The sequence below is a fragment of the Pelotomaculum propionicicum genome, from assembly GCF_004369225.1.
Lineage (GTDB): Bacteria > Bacillota > Desulfotomaculia > Desulfotomaculales > Pelotomaculaceae > Pelotomaculum_B > Pelotomaculum_B propionicicum.
Map to the genome: position 1 here is coordinate 13,095 of NZ_QFFZ01000030.1, position 17,720 is coordinate 30,814.

Annotated in this window: 12 protein-coding genes and 3 pseudogenes; all 15 read left to right on the forward strand. The window is 51.7% G+C overall.

The genetic code is table 11. The features are described 5' to 3' along the window. The first annotated feature begins 7 nt into the window (after positions 1-7). Positions 8-502 (forward strand): gamma-glutamylcyclotransferase family protein, encoded by a 495-nt coding sequence (locus tag Pmgp_RS12605; RefSeq protein WP_134214341.1) that lies wholly within the window; start codon positions 8-10, stop codon positions 500-502. A 4-nt stretch (positions 503-506) separates the two neighbouring features. After that, positions 507-1,482: pseudogene (locus Pmgp_RS12610) on the forward strand (M23 family metallopeptidase). Between the two features lie 51 nt (positions 1,483-1,533). Beyond that, a complete protein-coding gene (locus Pmgp_RS12615; RefSeq protein ID WP_134214342.1) occupies positions 1,534-1,899 on the forward strand; it encodes a DUF6103 family protein in 366 nt (121 codons plus the stop codon). A 31-nt stretch (positions 1,900-1,930) separates the two neighbouring features. Continuing rightward, positions 1,931-2,185 (forward strand): DUF6103 family protein, encoded by a 255-nt coding sequence (locus Pmgp_RS12620; RefSeq protein WP_134214343.1) that lies wholly within the window; start codon positions 1,931-1,933, stop codon positions 2,183-2,185. A gap of 55 nt (positions 2,186-2,240) precedes the next feature. After that, positions 2,241-2,444: a hypothetical protein gene (locus tag Pmgp_RS12625; protein ID WP_134214344.1), complete on the forward strand. Its 204-nt coding sequence runs from the start codon at positions 2,241-2,243 to the stop codon at positions 2,442-2,444. 133 nt (positions 2,445-2,577) lie between these two features. Then, positions 2,578-2,977, forward strand: a pseudogene (locus Pmgp_RS12630) (hypothetical protein). A gap of 11 nt (positions 2,978-2,988) precedes the next feature. Further along, the gene (gene mobP3, locus Pmgp_RS12635) at positions 2,989-4,734 is read left to right on the forward strand and encodes a MobP3 family relaxase (RefSeq protein WP_134214345.1); all 1,746 of its coding nucleotides are present in this window, start codon (positions 2,989-2,991) and stop codon (positions 4,732-4,734) included. 150 nt (positions 4,735-4,884) lie between these two features. After that, positions 4,885-6,351, forward strand: a complete 1,467-nt coding sequence (locus tag Pmgp_RS12640) for a toprim domain-containing protein (protein WP_134214346.1) — start codon at positions 4,885-4,887, stop codon at positions 6,349-6,351. Between the two features lie 24 nt (positions 6,352-6,375). Beyond that, positions 6,376-8,204 (forward strand): annotated as a pseudogene (locus Pmgp_RS12645) (VirD4-like conjugal transfer protein, CD1115 family). A gap of 12 nt (positions 8,205-8,216) precedes the next feature. Next, positions 8,217-8,471, forward strand: a complete 255-nt coding sequence (locus tag Pmgp_RS12650; protein WP_134214347.1) for a helix-turn-helix domain-containing protein — start codon at positions 8,217-8,219, stop codon at positions 8,469-8,471. Positions 8,472-9,047: 576 nt separating this feature from the next. After that, a complete protein-coding gene (locus Pmgp_RS12655; RefSeq protein WP_134214348.1) occupies positions 9,048-9,263 on the forward strand; it encodes a helix-turn-helix domain-containing protein in 216 nt (71 codons plus the stop codon). A gap of 9 nt (positions 9,264-9,272) precedes the next feature. Then, positions 9,273-9,875 carry a DUF1819 family protein gene (locus tag Pmgp_RS12660; RefSeq protein WP_134214349.1) on the forward strand — a complete coding sequence of 201 codons (603 nt, stop codon included), beginning with the start codon at positions 9,273-9,275 and terminating at the stop codon, positions 9,873-9,875. Between the two features lie 3 nt (positions 9,876-9,878). Next, positions 9,879-10,460 (forward strand): DUF1788 domain-containing protein, encoded by a 582-nt coding sequence (locus Pmgp_RS12665; protein ID WP_134214350.1) that lies wholly within the window; start codon positions 9,879-9,881, stop codon positions 10,458-10,460. 12 nt (positions 10,461-10,472) lie between these two features. Then, on the forward strand, positions 10,473-14,069 hold the full coding sequence (brxC, locus tag Pmgp_RS12670; RefSeq protein WP_134214351.1) for a BREX system P-loop protein BrxC: 3,597 nt from the start codon (positions 10,473-10,475) through the stop codon (positions 14,067-14,069). A gap of 33 nt (positions 14,070-14,102) precedes the next feature. Next, the gene (pglX, locus tag Pmgp_RS12675; RefSeq protein ID WP_134214352.1) at positions 14,103-17,708 is read left to right on the forward strand and encodes a BREX-1 system adenine-specific DNA-methyltransferase PglX; all 3,606 of its coding nucleotides are present in this window, start codon (positions 14,103-14,105) and stop codon (positions 17,706-17,708) included. Positions 17,709-17,720: the final 12 nt, after the last annotated feature.

Here is a 17,720-nt window from a genome sequence, read left to right on the forward strand (position 1 = left end):
AGCAAAAATGAAAGGCAAAACCTTATACATTGCCTACGGCAGCAACCTCAACCTGCCGCAGATGGCCTGCCGGTGCCCCACCGCCAGGGTGGTGGGGACAAGCGAGATCAGGGACTATGAGCTGCTGTTCCGAGGCGGCCGTCAAAACGCGGTGGCGACGGTGGAGCTCTTGAGCGGCGGCCGTGTGCCGGTGCTTTTATGGATGCTGAAAGAAAAAGACTTGCAGGCCCTTGATTACTATGAGGGGTATCCGAACTTTTACCGCAAGGAAATCCTCGATGTGGAGCTGAAAGGCAAAACCTTCCCCGCCATGGTGTATGTCATGAACGATGGTCATCCCTTCGGCGCGCCCTCGGATTATTATCTGAACGCCATCCTGGAGGGCTATGAAAGCGCGGGCTTTGACACCGAGGTTCTGGAGCGGGCGGTGGAGAGATCCATCCGTCTGGCCGGAGAACGGCAGCCGGAACAGGAAAACCTGTTTGACCTGAAATGGCGGTGAGGACATGGCCGCTCCCGCAGCCATCACCCTGGCGGTCAAGGCCGCCATCACCGCCGCCACCGACAAAAGGACGCGGCAGGCCGTCGGCGTTATCATCGCCGCATTGCTGGCTCCCGCTATTCTCATCGTGGTTGTGATCGTGAGCCTCCTCTCGGCTGCGGCAAACCACAACAACGCCGCCATCGATCTAAGTTTTAACGGCGGGGCGATTTCTTCGCAAGTTCCCGCTGGTTTTTTATGCTCTGTTCTTCGGCGTGGAAAATCTCCGAATGGATGGTGCGGCATACCAGGCCTTCGTTGATTGCTTCGTGGGCTATGAGGAACGCACCCGCACCGTGGACCATGGCGACGGCACCACTTCGGAGGAAACCTGCACCGTGGCCGTGCCGCTCAAGTCCCTGCCGGAGATCTGCGATAACCTCGAAAAAACCCTGGACAGGACGATCACCCTTGAGGATCAGGCCAACGCCTCGGAGATTTACTACCGCGTCAGCTACGGCGGCAGCGTCCCCACCTATGGGGAGTCCTTCAACAGATGGGCAAACGGACTGCCCCTGTCCGACGCGCCCTTTGCGGGAGCCGACGGCTTCTGTTCACCCCTGGGAGAAAACTGGCGCGGCATGGTTACCTCGGAATTCGGTTACCGTACTGATCCTTTCACCGGCGAGAGCAAGGGGCACACTGGCATAGACCTGGGCGCTCCCAATGGCACACCAATCCGCGCGGCCCTGGACGGCACGGTGCAGTTTGTGCGCTACCAGAACACAGGCTACGGCTATCACCTGGCCGTCGATCACGGCGGCGGCTTTGTCACTCTCTATGGCCACTGCTCAAAAATCCTCGTCGCCGAGGGGCAAGCGGTCAAGGCCGGCGACATCATCGCCCAGGTCGGCTCCACAGGCCGCAGCACCGGCCCGCATCTGCATTTTGAGGTGCGGATCAACGGAGAAATGAAGAATCCAAGGAACTACCTGCCTTAAATGACCCGGAAACGCCGGGTATGAAAAAAAATTACAGGGAGGAAAAGAGCCATGAGAGAAACTGAACTGAAGATACTGTTCCCCACGGAGAAGCTGGACGCCCTCCGTTTTTTTATGGCCAAAAAAGAACTGACCGTCGAGCAGGAACTGAAGGAAACCCTTGACAGGACCTATGAAAAAGTCGTTCCCGCCCATGTCCGTGAGTACGTGGAAAGCAGACTCGACCAAGTGCCTGCCCAGGAGCCGGCACCCGAACCGGAAGCCCAGGAGCGGCAGCCGGAGGCCCAGCGCCAGTCCAGGCAGACCCGCCGCCAGCGGGAGCAGGCCGCCGCTGAACCCGCCCCGGTTTTGGATTCCCAGGGGGAGGACACCGGCCCCGCCGAGGAAGAAAGCCAGGGCATAACAATGAGCATGTGAGCAAAAACAAATTGAAAAGGAGTGCGAAACCATGAAACAGGCAACCGTTCAAATCAGCTTCGACGCGGAAAAGCTCGGAGCCATCAAGCAGTACATGGGCAAAAAGGACGCCGAGCTGCAGACCGAGCTGGGCGAAGTCATGCAGAAGCTCTACGAAAAACATGTCCCTGCGCCGGTGCGGGAGTACATCGAAAGCCGGGAGGCGGAAGAAGCGGCCAACCCCAAAAACCCCTCCCGTTTCGCCTCCTCAGTCTCCGTCAATCGCGGCGGCGGCACTTCAACGTAAACAGGGCGGGCAAAATGGGCGCGGATTTGGCGGCTGTGTCGCCCTGTGCGCCCCTTTGTCCAGCCGGGTGGCATCCTTGCGCCTGGGGGCCGCTGTCTGCCCCGTGTTGGGGCTTGGTGAGGGCCGAAAGACCAACCCAGGCATGGGAGCCTTCCTCCCCGACAGGGGGTGGACCATGGGGTTGAAAACCTTGCAGGTTAAAGAGGCGAGGTCGCCAAGCGCCCCGCCTCGGCTCACATCAGCCCGCAACGCGGGCTGAAGGACATTTTATACCGGAGTCGGATTTTACCCCCTGGGGTCGGGTCAGGAGTTGCAAATTGTGGTAAAGGACGTGAATACAGGATTTTAACAGGGGTTGCAGCCGGTGTTGCGACGGATTGGAGGTCAAAAACATGGCGGAAGAAAACAAGAAGAAATTTCCCCTGTGGATGCGCCCGGAGACGCAGCGCCAGGTCAAGGAATGGTACCAAAAGGACAATTGCGGCAGCCAGAGCGAGTTCATTGAAAAGGCGATTCTATTTTATTGCGGCTACATCTCTACGGAGAACAGCATGAAGTTCCTGCCCACCGCCCTCACCTCCGCCATGGCCGGCGTGGTGGAAAGCACGGAGAACCGGATGGCCCGGCTGCTTTTCAAACTGGCGGTGGAGATGTCCATGATGATGAACATCATCGCGTCCAACGCGGAAGTCGATGAAACCCTGCTTGCGGGGCAAGTGCGTCAATGACGTAAAGAAAAACATCGGCTCCGTCACCTTCGAGGACGTGGTGAAATTCCAGAAGGGCCGGTAGGGTAACGGACCATGCAGAGAATCATCTTCAAATGCCGCTACCTGAAAAATGCGTCGGCCCATCTCTCCAATTTTGTTGGGTATGTGGCTACCCGCGAGGGCGTGGAGAAAATGCCGGACAGCACACGCCTGCTTCCCGCCACGAGGAAACAGCAGCGGCTCATCGCGGAAATCTTGAATAAGTTTCCTGATACGGCTGATCTCTTCGAGTACGAGGATTACCTGCAAGAGCAGACTAGAGAAAACGCTTCGGAGTTTATCTCCATGGCGGTGGAGCAAAACCTCGACCTCCTCGGCAAGCGAAAGAACTATGTCGGATATATTGCCAAGCGTCCCAGGGTGGAAACCTTTGGCACCCATGGTTTGTTCACGGACGTCGGTGTGCCGGTGGTGCTGTCCCAGGCGGCGGAGGAAGTCGGCAGCCACACCGGCAACGTGTGGACCAATGTGATCTCTCTGCGCCGCGCGGATGCGACTCGGCTCGGTTACGATCATGCGAAAGCGTGGCGGGACTTGATTCGCGGACAGCGCAATTATATCGCGGGGCAGATGAAAATCACGCCGGAGAATCTCCGGTGGTATGCGGCCTATCATGACGAGGGTCATCACCCGCATGTGCATTTAATCGCGTACTCCACTGATCCTCATGAAGCCTATGTCACCAAAGCGGCCATCCAAAATATGCGCGGCAGCCTGGCCAGAGAAATTTTCCGGCAGGATCTGATTCAAATTTATTCGGAGCAGACGGAACGCCGCAGCATCCTGGCCAAACAAAGCCGGGACGCCATGAAAGAAATCATCCGTCAGATCAGTGCGGGCGTCTGCGAAAACAAAACCATTGAGAAATTGATTTTGCATTTGTCGGAGCGGTTGGAGCACACCTCCGGCAAAAAACAATACGGCTATCTGAAAGCTCCCCTCAAGGCGGTGATCGATCAGATCGTGGACGAGTTGGCCAAGGATGAGCGGGTGGCGGAATGCTGCGAAAAATGGTATGAGCTGCGCAATGAAGTGCTGCACACTTATGCCGACAAGCTGCCGCCGCCCCTTCCTCTGTCCCGGCAAAAGGAATTCAAGAGCATCAAAAACATGGTGATCGCCGAAGCGTTGCATATAGGCAGTCGCCATTTTACTTTTGAGCCGGATGAGGATATGGACGCATCGGATGGCGAGACGGAACCGACGATGGGTAAAGCAGACAATGTGCTTTCAGTTGAGGAAGAAACGCTGTCCACCGCCGAGGCTATGATGGATGCTGGTGCTAATAATTCCGGCTCCGAAGCGGAACCCATATGGGAGAATGCATCGGGCAATCCATATGCGCAGTATGCGCTGGCGAAGTTGTATCTCTCTGGTAAGGATATGCCCAAGGACGTTCCGAAAGCTGTGGATCTGCTGACGAAATCCGCAGTGCAGGGCAATCAGTATGCCCAATACGCCCTGGGCAAGCTCTGCCTCATGGGACATGATGTTCCCCGTGACCGGGAGGCCGCGCTGAAGTGGCTGACCGCGTCTGCGGCCCAGGGCAATATCTACGCCCAGTTTTTTCTCGACCGCATGGACTCCTTCCGCGATCCTTCAGTGCTGCTGGCGGCCACGCGGCTCATGCACCACCTGGGCAATATCTTCCGTGATGAGCAAAAGAGACTTGACGGAGGCGGCATACAGATTGATCGCAAGCTGCGCAAAAAACTGGCGCAGAAAAAAGCTGCCCAAGGCTATGCCCATGACGATCACGAGCCGCGCCAAAACTATTAACGGGAGGGATTTCCAATGATAAAAAGCTGCTTGCGCAAAAAAGAAAAGGTAGTCATCCCACATTTGCGTCCCGCCTGGAAGCCGCCCCTGCAAAGGGCGGCTTTTTTCCGCAGATGCGGCAAACGGAAATGCTGACCAGGGAGGGATACCATGTCGGGATACATTCACTTCACCGATGAACAAAAACGCCGGGCAAACTCGGTAGACCTGGTGGACTTCCTGCGGCGCCAAGGCGAACAGCTCACCCGCTCCGGTAGAGAGTGGCGCTGGAAGCGTCACGACAGCGTAACCGTCCGGGGCAATCAATGGTTCAGGCACAGCCGCAAGGAAGGCGGCCTGGCCATTGACTTTGTGCAGGAATTCTATGACCTGTCTTTCCCGGAAGCGGTGACCCTACTCCTGGGTGGCGAAGGGGGTGTGGAATGGAATCAGTTCGCCAAGAGCGCACCGCCGCCCCGCAAACCCTTTACCCTGCCAAAAGCCAGCAATGACATGCGCCGGGTCTATGCTTACCTGATCAAGCAGCGGTTCATAGAGCGGGAGGCTATCACCCATTTTGCCAAAGAGAAAATGCTTTATGAAAGCTGTGAGCTGTCCAAAGACAAGAGCAAAGAATACCACAACGCTGTTTTTGTGGGGTGCGATGAGAAGGGTGTTCCGAAACACGCTCACAAACGAGGAATCTATACCATGGGCGTCGGCTACCGGGGGGGCAATGTGGAAGGCAGCGATCCGGGATACAGCTTCCATCATAGTGGCGCTAACGACACCCTGTATGTGTTCGAGGCGCCCATCGACATGCTCTCCTTTATCACCCTCTATCCGGAGGACTGGAAGCAAAACAGCTACGTGGCCCTGGACGGCGTGGCCGAACACGCCATGCTGCGCCAGCTTGAGTTAAATCCTCACCTGCAAAAGGTAGCGCTGTGCCTGGACCATGACGAGGCGGGCATCGAGGCCGCAGGACGGCTAACGGAAATCCTCCATGCGCGGGGATACATGAATGTGTCGGTCCGGCGACCGGAATACAAGGACTGGAATGAAGACTTAAAAGCAAAGAATGGCGTCACACCCATTCCGGCCCAGGAACATCTCAAGCTGGAAGTCCTGCCGGAAGTATGCAAAGCGCTGCTGGAAGCCTGCACATCCTTAAAGTCCACCCATAATCCCCATGACATGCTGCTGGAACATTATGAGAAGCTGAAGTCCCTGATTACAAACGGAAAACTAGTCCAGGGAAAAGAGTCCGCCGTGACGGAACATCTGGAAGGCATGGCGGCCGGCGCCCTACTTGCCGCGCAAAGGCAATACCGGCAGATGGGGCGGCCGGTAACCTTGGAGCGGCTCATCGGAGAGCTTCGGGACAGCTACCGTCCCCATCAGGATCGGGGCCGACTACGTTCCAGGGTAGATGATCTGCGGCAGGACATCGCCTGCCTGAACAAGCAATACCACACACCCGGCATCCGCGGCCCGGAAGATAAGCAGAATCTTATCGCTTCCTACTTTTGCCTGGCGCTGAACTGTGTCAGGACGGAGATTTTCGTGGCCCTTGAAATGCAAAAACAGTCTGAGGTTCAAATAAAGGCAACACAAAATTTTAATATGACTATGTAGCCTTTATTTTATGGAGGTGTGCCTATGCAAGCATCCCAAATCATCACCCTGATCGCCATCGGCCTGATCATGTTCGGGGTCATCGGGTTTCTCTCCCTGCTGGCCCATTACTATACCTTAAACGGCATCAAGGCAAGAACAGTCGGTGACGGGCAGCACGGCACCGCAAGGTTCGCCACCAAGCGGGAAATTCAAAAGACCTATGCCCATGTCCCCTACCGGAGTTGTGGCGGCAAAAAAAGAACCTGCCCGCCTTACAGGGGCTGATCATCGGATGCAAAACATCCCGCGGCTCTGTTACCGCCCTGGTGGATACCGGTGACATCCACTGCCTCATGATCGGCGCCGCCGGCGTCGGCAAGACGGCGAACTTTCTCTATCCCAACCTTGAATACGCCTGCGCCTCCGGCATGTCCTTTATGACAACAGACACCAAGGGCGACCTCTACCGCAATTACGGAAGCATCGCCAGGGATTACTACGGTTACAATGTATCTGTCATCGACCTGCGCAATCCCACCCGCAGCGACGGCAACAACATGCTCCATCTCGTGAATAAATACATGGATGCCTACCTCGCCGACCCGGAAAATCTCTCCTTTAAGGCCAGGGCGGAAAAGTACGCCAAAATCACCGCCAAGACCATTGTGAATTCAGGCGGCGTGGACGCCGGCAGCTATGGGCAGAACGCCTTTTTCTACGACGCTGCCGAAGGTCTTTTGACCTCCGTCATCCTGCTCATCGCCGAGTACTGTCCGCCTGAGGAGCGGCACATTGTCAGCGTGTTCAAGCTGATACAGGACCTGCTGGCTCCCTCCGGCGTCAAGGGCAAAAACCAATTCCAGCTCTTGATCGAAAAACTGCCCCCGGAACACAAGGCCCGCTGGTTCGCGGGAGCCGCCCTCAACACTGCGGAACAGGCCATGCAGAGTGTTCTCTCCACCGCCCTGTCCCGCCTGAACGCGTTCCTTGATTCCGAGTTGGAGCAAATCCTGTGCTTTGACACGGCCATCGACGCAGAAAAGTTCTGCAACACCAGGTCAGCGATTTTTCTCGTCATGCCGGAGGAAGACACCACTAAATATTTTCTCATCTCTCTCATCGTCCAGCAGCTCTACCGGGAGATACTCTCCGTGGCCGATGAGCATGGCGGCAAGCTCCCCAACAGGGTCATGATGTACCTGGACGAAATCGGCACCATCCCCAGGATCGAATCCGCCGAAATGATGTTCTCCGCCTCCCGCTCCCGCCGTGTTTCCATCGTGGCCATTATTCAGTCTTTTGCTCAATTGGAGAAGAACTACGGCAAGGAGGGCGCCGCCATCATCGTCGACAACTGCCAGGACACGGTCTTCGGAGGCTTCGCCCCCAACAGCGAATCCGCCGAAATACTATCCAGGTCCCTGGGCAGCAAAACCGTGATGAGCGGTTCCATCAGCAGGGGGAAGAACGATCCCAGCCAGAGCCTGCAGATGATCCAGCGTCCCCTGATGACGCCGGACGAGTTAAAAAGCATGCCCAAGGGCCATTTCATTGTGAGCAAAACCGGAACCAATCCCATGCGCACCACCCTCAAGTTGTTTCTTGAATGGGGCATCCGGTTTGACAAGGTCTACGAGATAGAGGAAAAGTCCGCCCGCAAGGTGGCCTACGCCGACCGCGGGGAGCTGGAGCGGGAGATCATCAGGCGGCATGTTGTCTGTGTGGAGGTGGACGAGGAAACGGAACCGGCCGCCCCACCGGCACAGGACGGCATGGTCCATACGCCGGTCAAGGAAGAAGCGAAAGCCGCGCCAAAAACAAAGACGCTGCTTAAATCAAAACAACCGGAAGCGCCTGTGCGCGTTGAATAAGGAGGTGGCGCCGTGGGTTATTTTGCATCCCTCTACGCCTCGGAGCTTCCTCATCGGGCGGTGGCCGTATACATGTACCTGCGTGACCGGGCGGACAGGGACGGCAAGTGTTACCCGGCCATCGGCACCATCGCCGCGGAGCTGAAGCTGTCCCGAAGTACTGTAAAAAGAGCAATCGCAGACCTTGAAAAGAGCGGGTATCTTCGCAAGGAGCAGAGGTGGCGGGAAAACGGCGGCAAGAGCAGCTGCATGTATTTTCTGAAATAAAAGCAGGGGGAAGTCCAAAAACCTTACCTTTACACCAAGGGGGCAGTCTGTTCTTTTGATGAACCATGATACGGTTCATAGTGAGCTATGCACTGAACTGCCAACTCTAAGAAATGTTAAACAACAGAAAAGAAACAAAATAGTTTAAAGACTAAATCAATACGAAAGGTGGAAGAATGGATGAATTTAGAAAAATTAAGGGATACGGAGTATATAAAGTGCGTGGGTTTACTGACTGAGTTGATTGACTTGGATGCGGATATTTTTTAAGCGGTGATCCTATTGAGATCACATCTTACTTTGATTAAATAACCTAAACGAACTGTCACGTTTCCATCCAGGAGGCTCCCAGAATTTTTCTCCGCAAGATAAAGCATTTACACAGAGAATTGAGGACATAATCGGGTTGCGATGTTGTCCCCAAGGGTATGTACAACCTTGCCCCTGCTTGCCAGTTTGTACTGCTGATATTAATTCTGTTATCACAGATATTATTTTGTGGATTGCTGATATTTTATTGAATGTATTAAAATAATTTGGTAAAATATGCTTATCATGCCTATGGAGGTTTGACAAATGGCGATAAGCTACATTAAGCTTTGGAAGCTTTTACTGGATAAAAAACTTAAAAAGACCGATTTGCTCAGTCTCGCCGACATCAGCACGACCACGCTTGCAAAACTATCGAAGGATCAGCCTGTCAGTATGGAAGTAATGGGCCGGATATGCAACGCGCTTTCTTGCGATATCGGCGACGTTATGGAAATCGTTCCAAATCAAAACGAAGGATAGGATGTTGCTATGGCTTGGAAATTACCGTACACATCCTCAATTAAGGATATGCCCTTCTTATTTGCGGAAATGCGCAAAACTGCTCAGCTACTATGTGAAGGAAATACGCGGGACGACATCATAAAATTATCTATGAAATCAAACATTTATCAACTTGAAAAAGAGAAAAGACGCCGTGATTTGCCGCTTAGGATGCTCAAGCGTCTGGGGACTATTGACATGCCGCTCCTGCACATTTTAGCGGATGGTCGAGATGACGACGCGAAGCTTATTGCCTTTCTCGCCCTGATTAAGTCTGACCGTTTGCTGTTTGAATTTATGCGTGAGGTTTATGCGGATAAATTCCAGACCGGACAGATGGAAATAAGCGATAAAGACTTTTTTGATTTTATTGAACGAAAGGCACAAAGCAGCGACACTGTGTCGGGATGGACATCGAATAATCTTGCGCGCATACGGAATACCTACAAAAATATTCTTTGCGAAGCCGGGCTGGCGAAACGAAGTGGGAAGTCGCTGCTCATACAAAAGCCTATCTGTGACCAACAAATATACAATTTGGTAGGTGGCGAAAACGATATATTTGCAAAAGCCATGCTTCTGGAGGTTTAGCGGATGATGACACTTAACAAACGGCTTGATCTGATTGAGCCGAAGATATTAGATAAGAGTTTTCGCACGGGACGCGGCACGGCCAACGAAATCAATTTTTGGATTTTTGACTACGATCCAGCAGATGAAATGGCAGTTCGCGCCCACGTTTCGTATCTGGAGCAGCGAATCAATAACCAGTATGATGACGTGCGCATTGTCCAGTTTGATTTATATAAGCTCATTCTGAACGTTCTGCGCGAAAAGAATTATCTCGACAAAGTTATGCAGATGGAGCAGGCCAAGACCAGCCATGCTATCATCAATCCCATAAAGAAAACGCTGCGTCTGACACTTGACGGAGATTTGATTATCGGAAAAATTACGGAAAGCATCGTGCCCGAAAGAGATATCATTTTTTTGACCGGCGTGGGAAAGGCGTGGCCTATTATTCGATCTCACACCGTACTCAACAACTTGCACAGCAAAATTGACAGAAATCCTCTGGTTATGTTTTTTCCCGGTGACTATACAAACGAGCTCCGGTTGTTTGGAGAAATAACAGATGATAACTATTACCGGGCCTTCAAGTTAATTGAAAGATAGGAGAGTAGCGAGATGAAAATTCAAGACATGTTTAAAAAGGACATCGCCAGACAAATCCAGGGCGTCGTAAAAATCGGACAGGATTCTACTGAAATGATCACGATGGAACTGGATGAGTATGTCGTCACCAAGGAATTAAACCGCTACTTTGATGAATTCTTTGAGAGTTATCGCAAAGGAACGACGACCCGCACCGATAAGATGGGCGTCTGGATTTCCGGATTCTTTGGCAGCGGCAAATCACATTTCCTCAAGATTCTTTCTTATCTTCTTTCAAATAAGACGTACGACGGTAAGAAGGCCATCAGCTTCTTTGAAGGCAAGATAGCCGACAGCCGGATTATGGCGGATATGCAGGTGGCGTCAAATACCAGTGCAGATGTTATTCTGTTTAACATTGACGCGGAGGCCGACTCCGATTCCAAGACAAATAAAGACGCCATCGTCAAGGTGTTCATGAAGGTATTCAATAAAATGCAGGGCTTTTGCGGCAGTATGCCCTGGATTGCCGATCTGGAGCGGCAAATGAGCAAAGACGGCGTCTACGACCGCTTCCGTGCCCGCTTCAAAGAGCTGTCGGGAAACGAATGGGAAAACGCCCGTGAGGATTTCTATTTTGAAGAAGATAATATCGTGCAGGCGCTTGCCGATACGACTAAAATGAGCATAGACGCCGCGCGGAGCTGGTACAGCAAATCCGAGGGCAACTATTCTTTGGATATCAACACATTTGCAAGGCGGGTACGCGAATACATTGAAGCGAAGTCAAAGGCGATCGGCAAAAAGCATTTCGTTATTTTTCTATGTGACGAGATCGGGCAATACATCGGCAGTGACAGCGGCTTGATGCTCAATTTACAGACCGTTGTCGAGAACCTGGGCACGGAATGCGGCGGGCAGGCTTGGGTAATTGCCACTAGCCAGCAGGATATAGACTCGATAACCAAGGTGGACAGAGATAACTTCTCCAAAATCATTGGCCGTTTTGATACGAGGCTTTCCCTATCCTCTGCAAATGTGGATGAGGTCATTAAGAAAAGACTTCTTGCCAAAACCGATACGGCAGCGGACAAGCTGCGCCTTTTGTATGCCGATAAAGCCGCCATTCTGAAAAACTTGATCACCTTTTCCCCGGATACGCCGGAAAAGAAGCTGTACAGCTCTCCCGAAGATTTTGTGGAGGTATATCCATTTATCCCGTATCAATTCAACCTTTTGCAGGCGGTCTTTACGGGTATACGCACACATGGCGCGTCCGGCAAGCATCTGTCGGAGGGGGAGCGGTCGCTGCTCAACGCCTTTCAGGAGGCGGCCATGCAATTTAGCAGTTTTGATGACGGCATCCTGATTCCCTTTAATGCGTTTTATAAAACCATCGAGACCTTTTTAGATCACAATATCAGAGCGGTTATTATCAAGGCGGCAGAGAGCGCCGAACGGTCAGATGGAGCCTTGCAGCCCTACGATGTGGAAGTGCTCAAAGTTCTGTTTATGGTGAAATACATATCCAATGTGCTGCCTGCGAATCTTGAAAACATCACCACCATCATGCTGCAAAATATCGATCAGGACAAGATTGAAGCGAAAAAGAAAGTAGATGCTTCGCTTCGCCGTTTGGAGGATCAGAAGCTCATCATCAAAAACGGCGACCAGTTCATCTTCCTGACCAACGAGGAACAGGACATCAACCGGGAAATCCGCGAAATTAAGATTGATACCAGCGAAATCATCGACAAGGTTGGCGACGAAATCTTTTCAGCTTTGTTCGGCCTCAACAAGAAATACCGCTACAACGACCGCTACGATTTCTCTTTCAACACCATTATTGACGACAGACCGCGCGGCGCGCAAAAAGAGGAAATCGGCATCCGCGTATTGACCCCCATGTACGCTCTTGGCGGCGCGAACGATATAGAGTTGAAGACGATGTCCATGCGGGAACGCAATGTCATTGTTGCGCTGCCCTCCGATATGGCGTTTATCGAAGAAATGGAACAGGCCCTGCAAATCGAGACATATATTCGCCGTAATGCCGGTAAGACATCAACGGATGTTGTGGAGGACATCAAAACAACCAAAGCCCGCGAGGGCAAACAGCGTGCAGACAGATGCCGCGAGCTGATCATTGAGGCTCTTAAAAGAGCCGATATCTATGTGTACGGCAATAAGCTTGACATTAAGGAAAAACAGCCTTCCGAGAGGATTAACGATGCCTTCAAAGCATTGGTGGAAGGTATTTACACCAAGCAAAACTATATCACGAAGCCCTTTTATACAAGCGATAGCCTGCGCGAAATCCTCACCGCAAAAGACACCCAGATTACGCTTGAAGGCATGGAGCCAACCGCACCCAATCACCTTGCCGTCACCGAAATGTCGGACGTCATTACCCGCAGTTCCTACAAAAACATACCGATCACCATGCGCAGCCTGATTGATATCTTCGGTAAGATCCCTTACGGCTGGAAGGACATGGACATTGCTGGCATTGTCCTGACGCTGTTCAAAAAGCAGGAAATCCGGTTGGAACTGGGCGGCGAAAGTATTGCGGGAACCGACGTGAATGTGATCAACTATGTGACAAAGAGAGAGTATCTGGAACGTATTTTGATAAAAACGCGCGTGAAAATCTCCCCCGCGCTGCTCGCAAACGCCAAAAACCTTGCCAAGGACATATTTGGCAGAAGCGATTTGCCGAACGATGAAGACGGCCTTATGGCTCGTATTAAAGAGCTTGCTTCTGCTGAGCTAACAAGACACGATCCTGAGAATCCCGGCATTAAACAATTACTCGATGAATATGGCAAAAATGCCAGGTATCCCGGCAAGGCTGTGCTGGAAAGCGGTAAGAAGCTTTATGAGGAAATCAAGCGTATCAAAGATATTAAGGCGTTTTATGATTTCCTCTCCGATGAAAAGGAATCCTTGCTGGATTATGAGGAAGACGTGCAGGACGTCAAGAAATTTTTCAAAAACCAGAAGTTAATCTTTGATAAAGCACTGCAAATGTTGACGATTTATGAAGGCAACCGCTCCTATGTGCTTGATCCCGAGACGATCAAACTCGTAGAGGCCATAGAACATATTACCCGGTTGCCGTCGCCGTACTCTGAAATCCATAAGCTGCCGGAACTGGTGGAGCAGTTTATGACCTGCTTTGTCAATCTTTTAGAGGAAGAATGCAAGCCCATTCGCGCGGATATCGAAGCGGACAGGGCGGCTACCCTTTCCGATCTGGAGCGCCGCTCCTGCAAAGAAAGCTTCTCGGATAAGGTGCGCGCGGATTTCACGGCGCTGCTGGAAAGGCTCTCCCATGCCAACAACATCTATGAGGCCATTGCCATGCGCACGGAGAGCGACCGCATGAAACAGCGGTTTATCCAGAGCTTTGACGAGGAAGAAGCACGCATTGCGGCCCGGCAGGCAAGAGCCGGAGAAGATGCAACTCCCCCGCCGCCCGCCCGTAAGACTAAGACCGTGAGCCTGAAAACGCTGTTTCATGGGACAAGTCAGGTATCCAGCAAGGATGATATTGATAAGCTGCTGGACGATTTGCGCGCGAAACTGGAAGCGCAGCTTGAGGAAAACACTACGATAAAAATCATTTAGTCTGCCAAAGAGCGCACGAGAGGTTGGTATAGTATGGATAAAGCAAAAATCAAAAATTACGCTGTGGCGGCGCGCCGGAAGCTCATCGAGGCTGTCCGGCAGAAGGCGTATCAGTTGTATATCTTTGAGGACGGCGCGTTGCCGCCGGATGAGGCGTATCATAAACTGCGCAGCGACGGCATCTTTATGACGCCTGAACAGTCGAGGGCGCGCGAGCGGCTTTGCTCATACCTGGCTTTATTGGGCAATGAGCTGGACAACGAAAAGGCGTATCAGCATCTGATGGAGGAAGTGGCTTACACTTGGTTTAACCGCCTGATTGCCCTGCGTTTCATGGAGGTAAACGAATACCTGCCTTCCGGTATCCGCATCCTTTCCAGCGTGGACAAGGGCCGCGCCGAGCCGGACGCCATGCGCGAGGCCGAACGGCTTCCCTATGTCAATCAGGACAAAATCGCCGAATACCGCGCCGCCACCGGCATCGACGCCTCCGAAAAGCTGTACAAGTATATCCTGATTTCTCAATGCAACGCCCTGTCCGACATCCTGCCGGGGATGTTTGAGAAGATTGACGACTATACCGAGCTGCTTTTGCCAGACGCCCTGTACCGGAAGGGCGGCATCGTGCATGATCTTGTCCACTCCATCGACGAGGACGATTTCCGCGATCAGGTGCAGATTATCGGCTGGTTGTACCAGTATTACATCTCCGAAAAAAAGGACGAGGTTTTTGCTGGTCTGAAAAAAAATATCAAGATCAACAAGGAAACCATCCCCGCCGCCACCCAGCTTTTCACGCCGGAGTGGATCGTCAAATACATGGTGGAAAACAGCCTGGGGCGGCTGTTTGTTGAAAAGCTGCATCTCGACCCGGCGGCCATGTGCTGGCGGTATTATGTCCCGGAGGCCGAGCAGACCGAGGAAGTGCAGACGCAGCTTGCCCTCATCCGTGAGGACGACAAGGACTTCCACATCGAGCAGGTAAAGCTCATCGACCCCTGCATGGGGAGCGGGCATATTTTGGTGTACGCCTTTGACGTGCTCTATCAAATCTATTTCAACCAAGGGTATGCGGAGCGCGAGATACCCAACCTCATTCTGCAAAACAACCTTTATGGGCTGGATATCGATGGGCGGGCGGCGCAGCTTGCCTACTTCGCGTTGATGATGAAGGCGCGCAGCTACAACCGCCGCTTTTTCCGGCAGGAGAGCATTCCCCAGCCCCATGTCCACGCCGTGATCGAATCCGACGGTGCCCAGCGGCATCATCTGGACTATATGGGCTACGGCATGAGCGAGGCCGAGCAGCAGGCGTGCAAGGACGATCTTGCCTGGCTGATCAGCCTGTTTGCCGACGCACGGGAATACGGCTCCATCCTTAAAATCGATCGGACGCTGGATTATGACCGGCTCCGGCGCTTTGTGAAGGATGTTCCATCTGGGCAGTTGGATATTTACTCCGCGGGTATTGACCAGACCGAGCGGATATTGCTTGAGATCTTGTCTGTTGCTGAGATCATGACGAAAAAGTACGATGTGGTGGTGACCAATCCGCCGTATATGGGTAGCAAGGGGATGGATGGTAAGCTGGTTGACTATTTAAGCGAATATTACCACGATAGTAAAAGCGATATGAGCACGGTTTTTATGACCCGCACGCTTGAAATGTGCAAGCATAGCGGTATTATGGCTATGATTAATATACCTGTATGGATGTCAAAATCGAGTTTTGAAAGACTTCGGTACAATGTCTTGTCAAAAAACACATTTTGTAATGTGCTACATTTCGGTCGAGGTATATTCGGATCGGATTTTGGCACCGTAGCTTTTGTTTTATACAAAGAAAGGATTGCACGTTATAAAGGGGTATTTTTTCAGTTATTTGATCAACTTGGAGCTGTTGATAATATTAATATCAAAGAAAGATGGTTTTTTGAAAAAAAGAATAAGTACATTGTTAATCAAGAGCACTTTTTGAATATTTTCAGTTATCCAATTGCTTATTGGGTAAGTTTGAAAATATTGGATATTTTGGAAGAAGTCCATCCTTTGCAGTATTATGCCGATGCAAGAAAGGGCTTGACCACAGGCGATAATGATACGTTTATGCGTCTTTGGTTTGAAATATCCCAAACCAATTTCAGTATTTATTCTGATAATGCAAAGTGGTTTCCTATGACAAAGGGTGGTGACTTTAGAAGATGGTACGGTAACAACGAATATGTCGTGAATTGGTATAACGATGGATTTGAAATATGCAATTTCAAAGACGAGAAGGGAAAATTAAGATCAAGGCCACAAAATGTAAAGTATTATTTCCGCGAAGGTATCTCTTGGAATGATACAACTGCAACAGGTAAGATTGCATTTCGATATCAAGATTCTCACTATATACCAAACGCCTCTGGCCCTTGTGTATATTGTGATAATCGCGATAGACTTATGTATTTATTTGCTCTGCTAAATTCTTGTGTATCACAGTGTTTATTAGAAGTACTTGCACCAAACATGAAATTTGAAGTAGGGCAAATGGCGTTGGTGCCTACCATTTTGGATGAAAGAACGGATATTCGACCATTGATAGATATGAATTTATCAATTGCACGAACAGATTGGGACAGCTTTGAAACCTCATGGGATTTTCAAGTTCACCCGTTAGTAAAGTTTCAAATGGCTAGTACTTATGCTTGGCGTGATGAAAAGCCCACAAGTAGAATTTCCTCCGCTTTCAAGGCGTGGGAGACTTTTACCGAAGGACAGTTTGTCAAGCTCAAAGCCAACGAAGAAGAACTCAACCGCATCTTCATCGAAATTTACGGCTTGCAGGACGAACTGACCCCGGAGGTCGAGGACAAGGACGTGACCATCCGCAAAGCAGACCTCTCGCGAGATATCCGCAGCTTCATTTCCTACGCCGTGGGCTGTATGTTCGGGCGGTATAGTCTGGACGAGCCGGGGCTTGTGTTTGCGGGTGGGCAGTTCGACATGGCACGGTACAAGACCTTTTTACCGGAAGACGACAACATCCTGCCCATCGGCGCAAGCGACTACTTCGACGATGACATCGTGGTGCGGTTTGTGGACTTTGTTCGCGTGGTGTATGGTGATGCTACCCTGGATGAAAACTTAAATTTCATCGCCGATGCTCTGTACCCCAATGGCGGCGGATCGTCTAAGGAGAAAATCCGACGCTATTTCCTCAACGACTTTTACAAGGATCATGTAAAGACATACCAGAAACGGCCCATCTACTGGCTATTTGACAGCGGCAAGAAGGACGGCTTCAAGGCGCTCATCTACCTGCACCGGTACGATAAGTTCACCGTGGCGCGTGTGCGCACCGATTACCTGCATCCGCTCCAGCGCAAGTACGAGTCGGAGATCGGGCGGCTGGAGATGCTTTCCGGCATCACCGAAAACGCCCGCGAAAAGGCGGCCTACCGCAAGGAAATCGAATCCTTGCACAGCAAAATCGAGGAATGCCGCATCTACGATCAGGTGGTGGCGCACATCGCGCATCAGGCCATCGAACTTGACCTTGACGACGGCGTGAAGGTCAACTACGCGAAATTCCAAGGCGTCGAAGTGCCGAAGGACAATGGCAAAACCGTAAAGATGGATTTGCTGGCTAAGATTTGAGGGGAAGGATTG

What these genes read in the sequence shown, in the direction of transcription:
- Pmgp_RS12655 (WP_134214348.1), top strand. Translation starts at nt 9,048, where the DNA reads ATGGCGATAAGCTACATTAAGCTTTGGAAGCTTTTACTGGATAAAAAA.
- mobP3 (WP_134214345.1), top strand. Translation starts at nt 2,989, where the DNA reads ATGCAGAGAATCATCTTCAAATGCCGCTACCTGAAAAATGCGTCGGCC.
- Pmgp_RS12660 (WP_134214349.1), top strand. Translation starts at nt 9,273, where the DNA reads ATGGCTTGGAAATTACCGTACACATCCTCAATTAAGGATATGCCCTTC.
- brxC (WP_134214351.1), top strand. Translation starts at nt 10,473, where the DNA reads ATGAAAATTCAAGACATGTTTAAAAAGGACATCGCCAGACAAATCCAG.
- pglX (WP_134214352.1), top strand. Translation starts at nt 14,103, where the DNA reads ATGGATAAAGCAAAAATCAAAAATTACGCTGTGGCGGCGCGCCGGAAG.
- Pmgp_RS12640 (WP_134214346.1), top strand. Translation starts at nt 4,885, where the DNA reads ATGTCGGGATACATTCACTTCACCGATGAACAAAAACGCCGGGCAAAC.
- Pmgp_RS12615 (WP_134214342.1), top strand. Translation starts at nt 1,534, where the DNA reads ATGAGAGAAACTGAACTGAAGATACTGTTCCCCACGGAGAAGCTGGAC.
- Pmgp_RS12665 (WP_134214350.1), top strand. Translation starts at nt 9,879, where the DNA reads ATGATGACACTTAACAAACGGCTTGATCTGATTGAGCCGAAGATATTA.
- Pmgp_RS12605 (WP_134214341.1), top strand. Translation starts at nt 8, where the DNA reads ATGAAAGGCAAAACCTTATACATTGCCTACGGCAGCAACCTCAACCTG.
- Pmgp_RS12620 (WP_134214343.1), top strand. Translation starts at nt 1,931, where the DNA reads ATGAAACAGGCAACCGTTCAAATCAGCTTCGACGCGGAAAAGCTCGGA.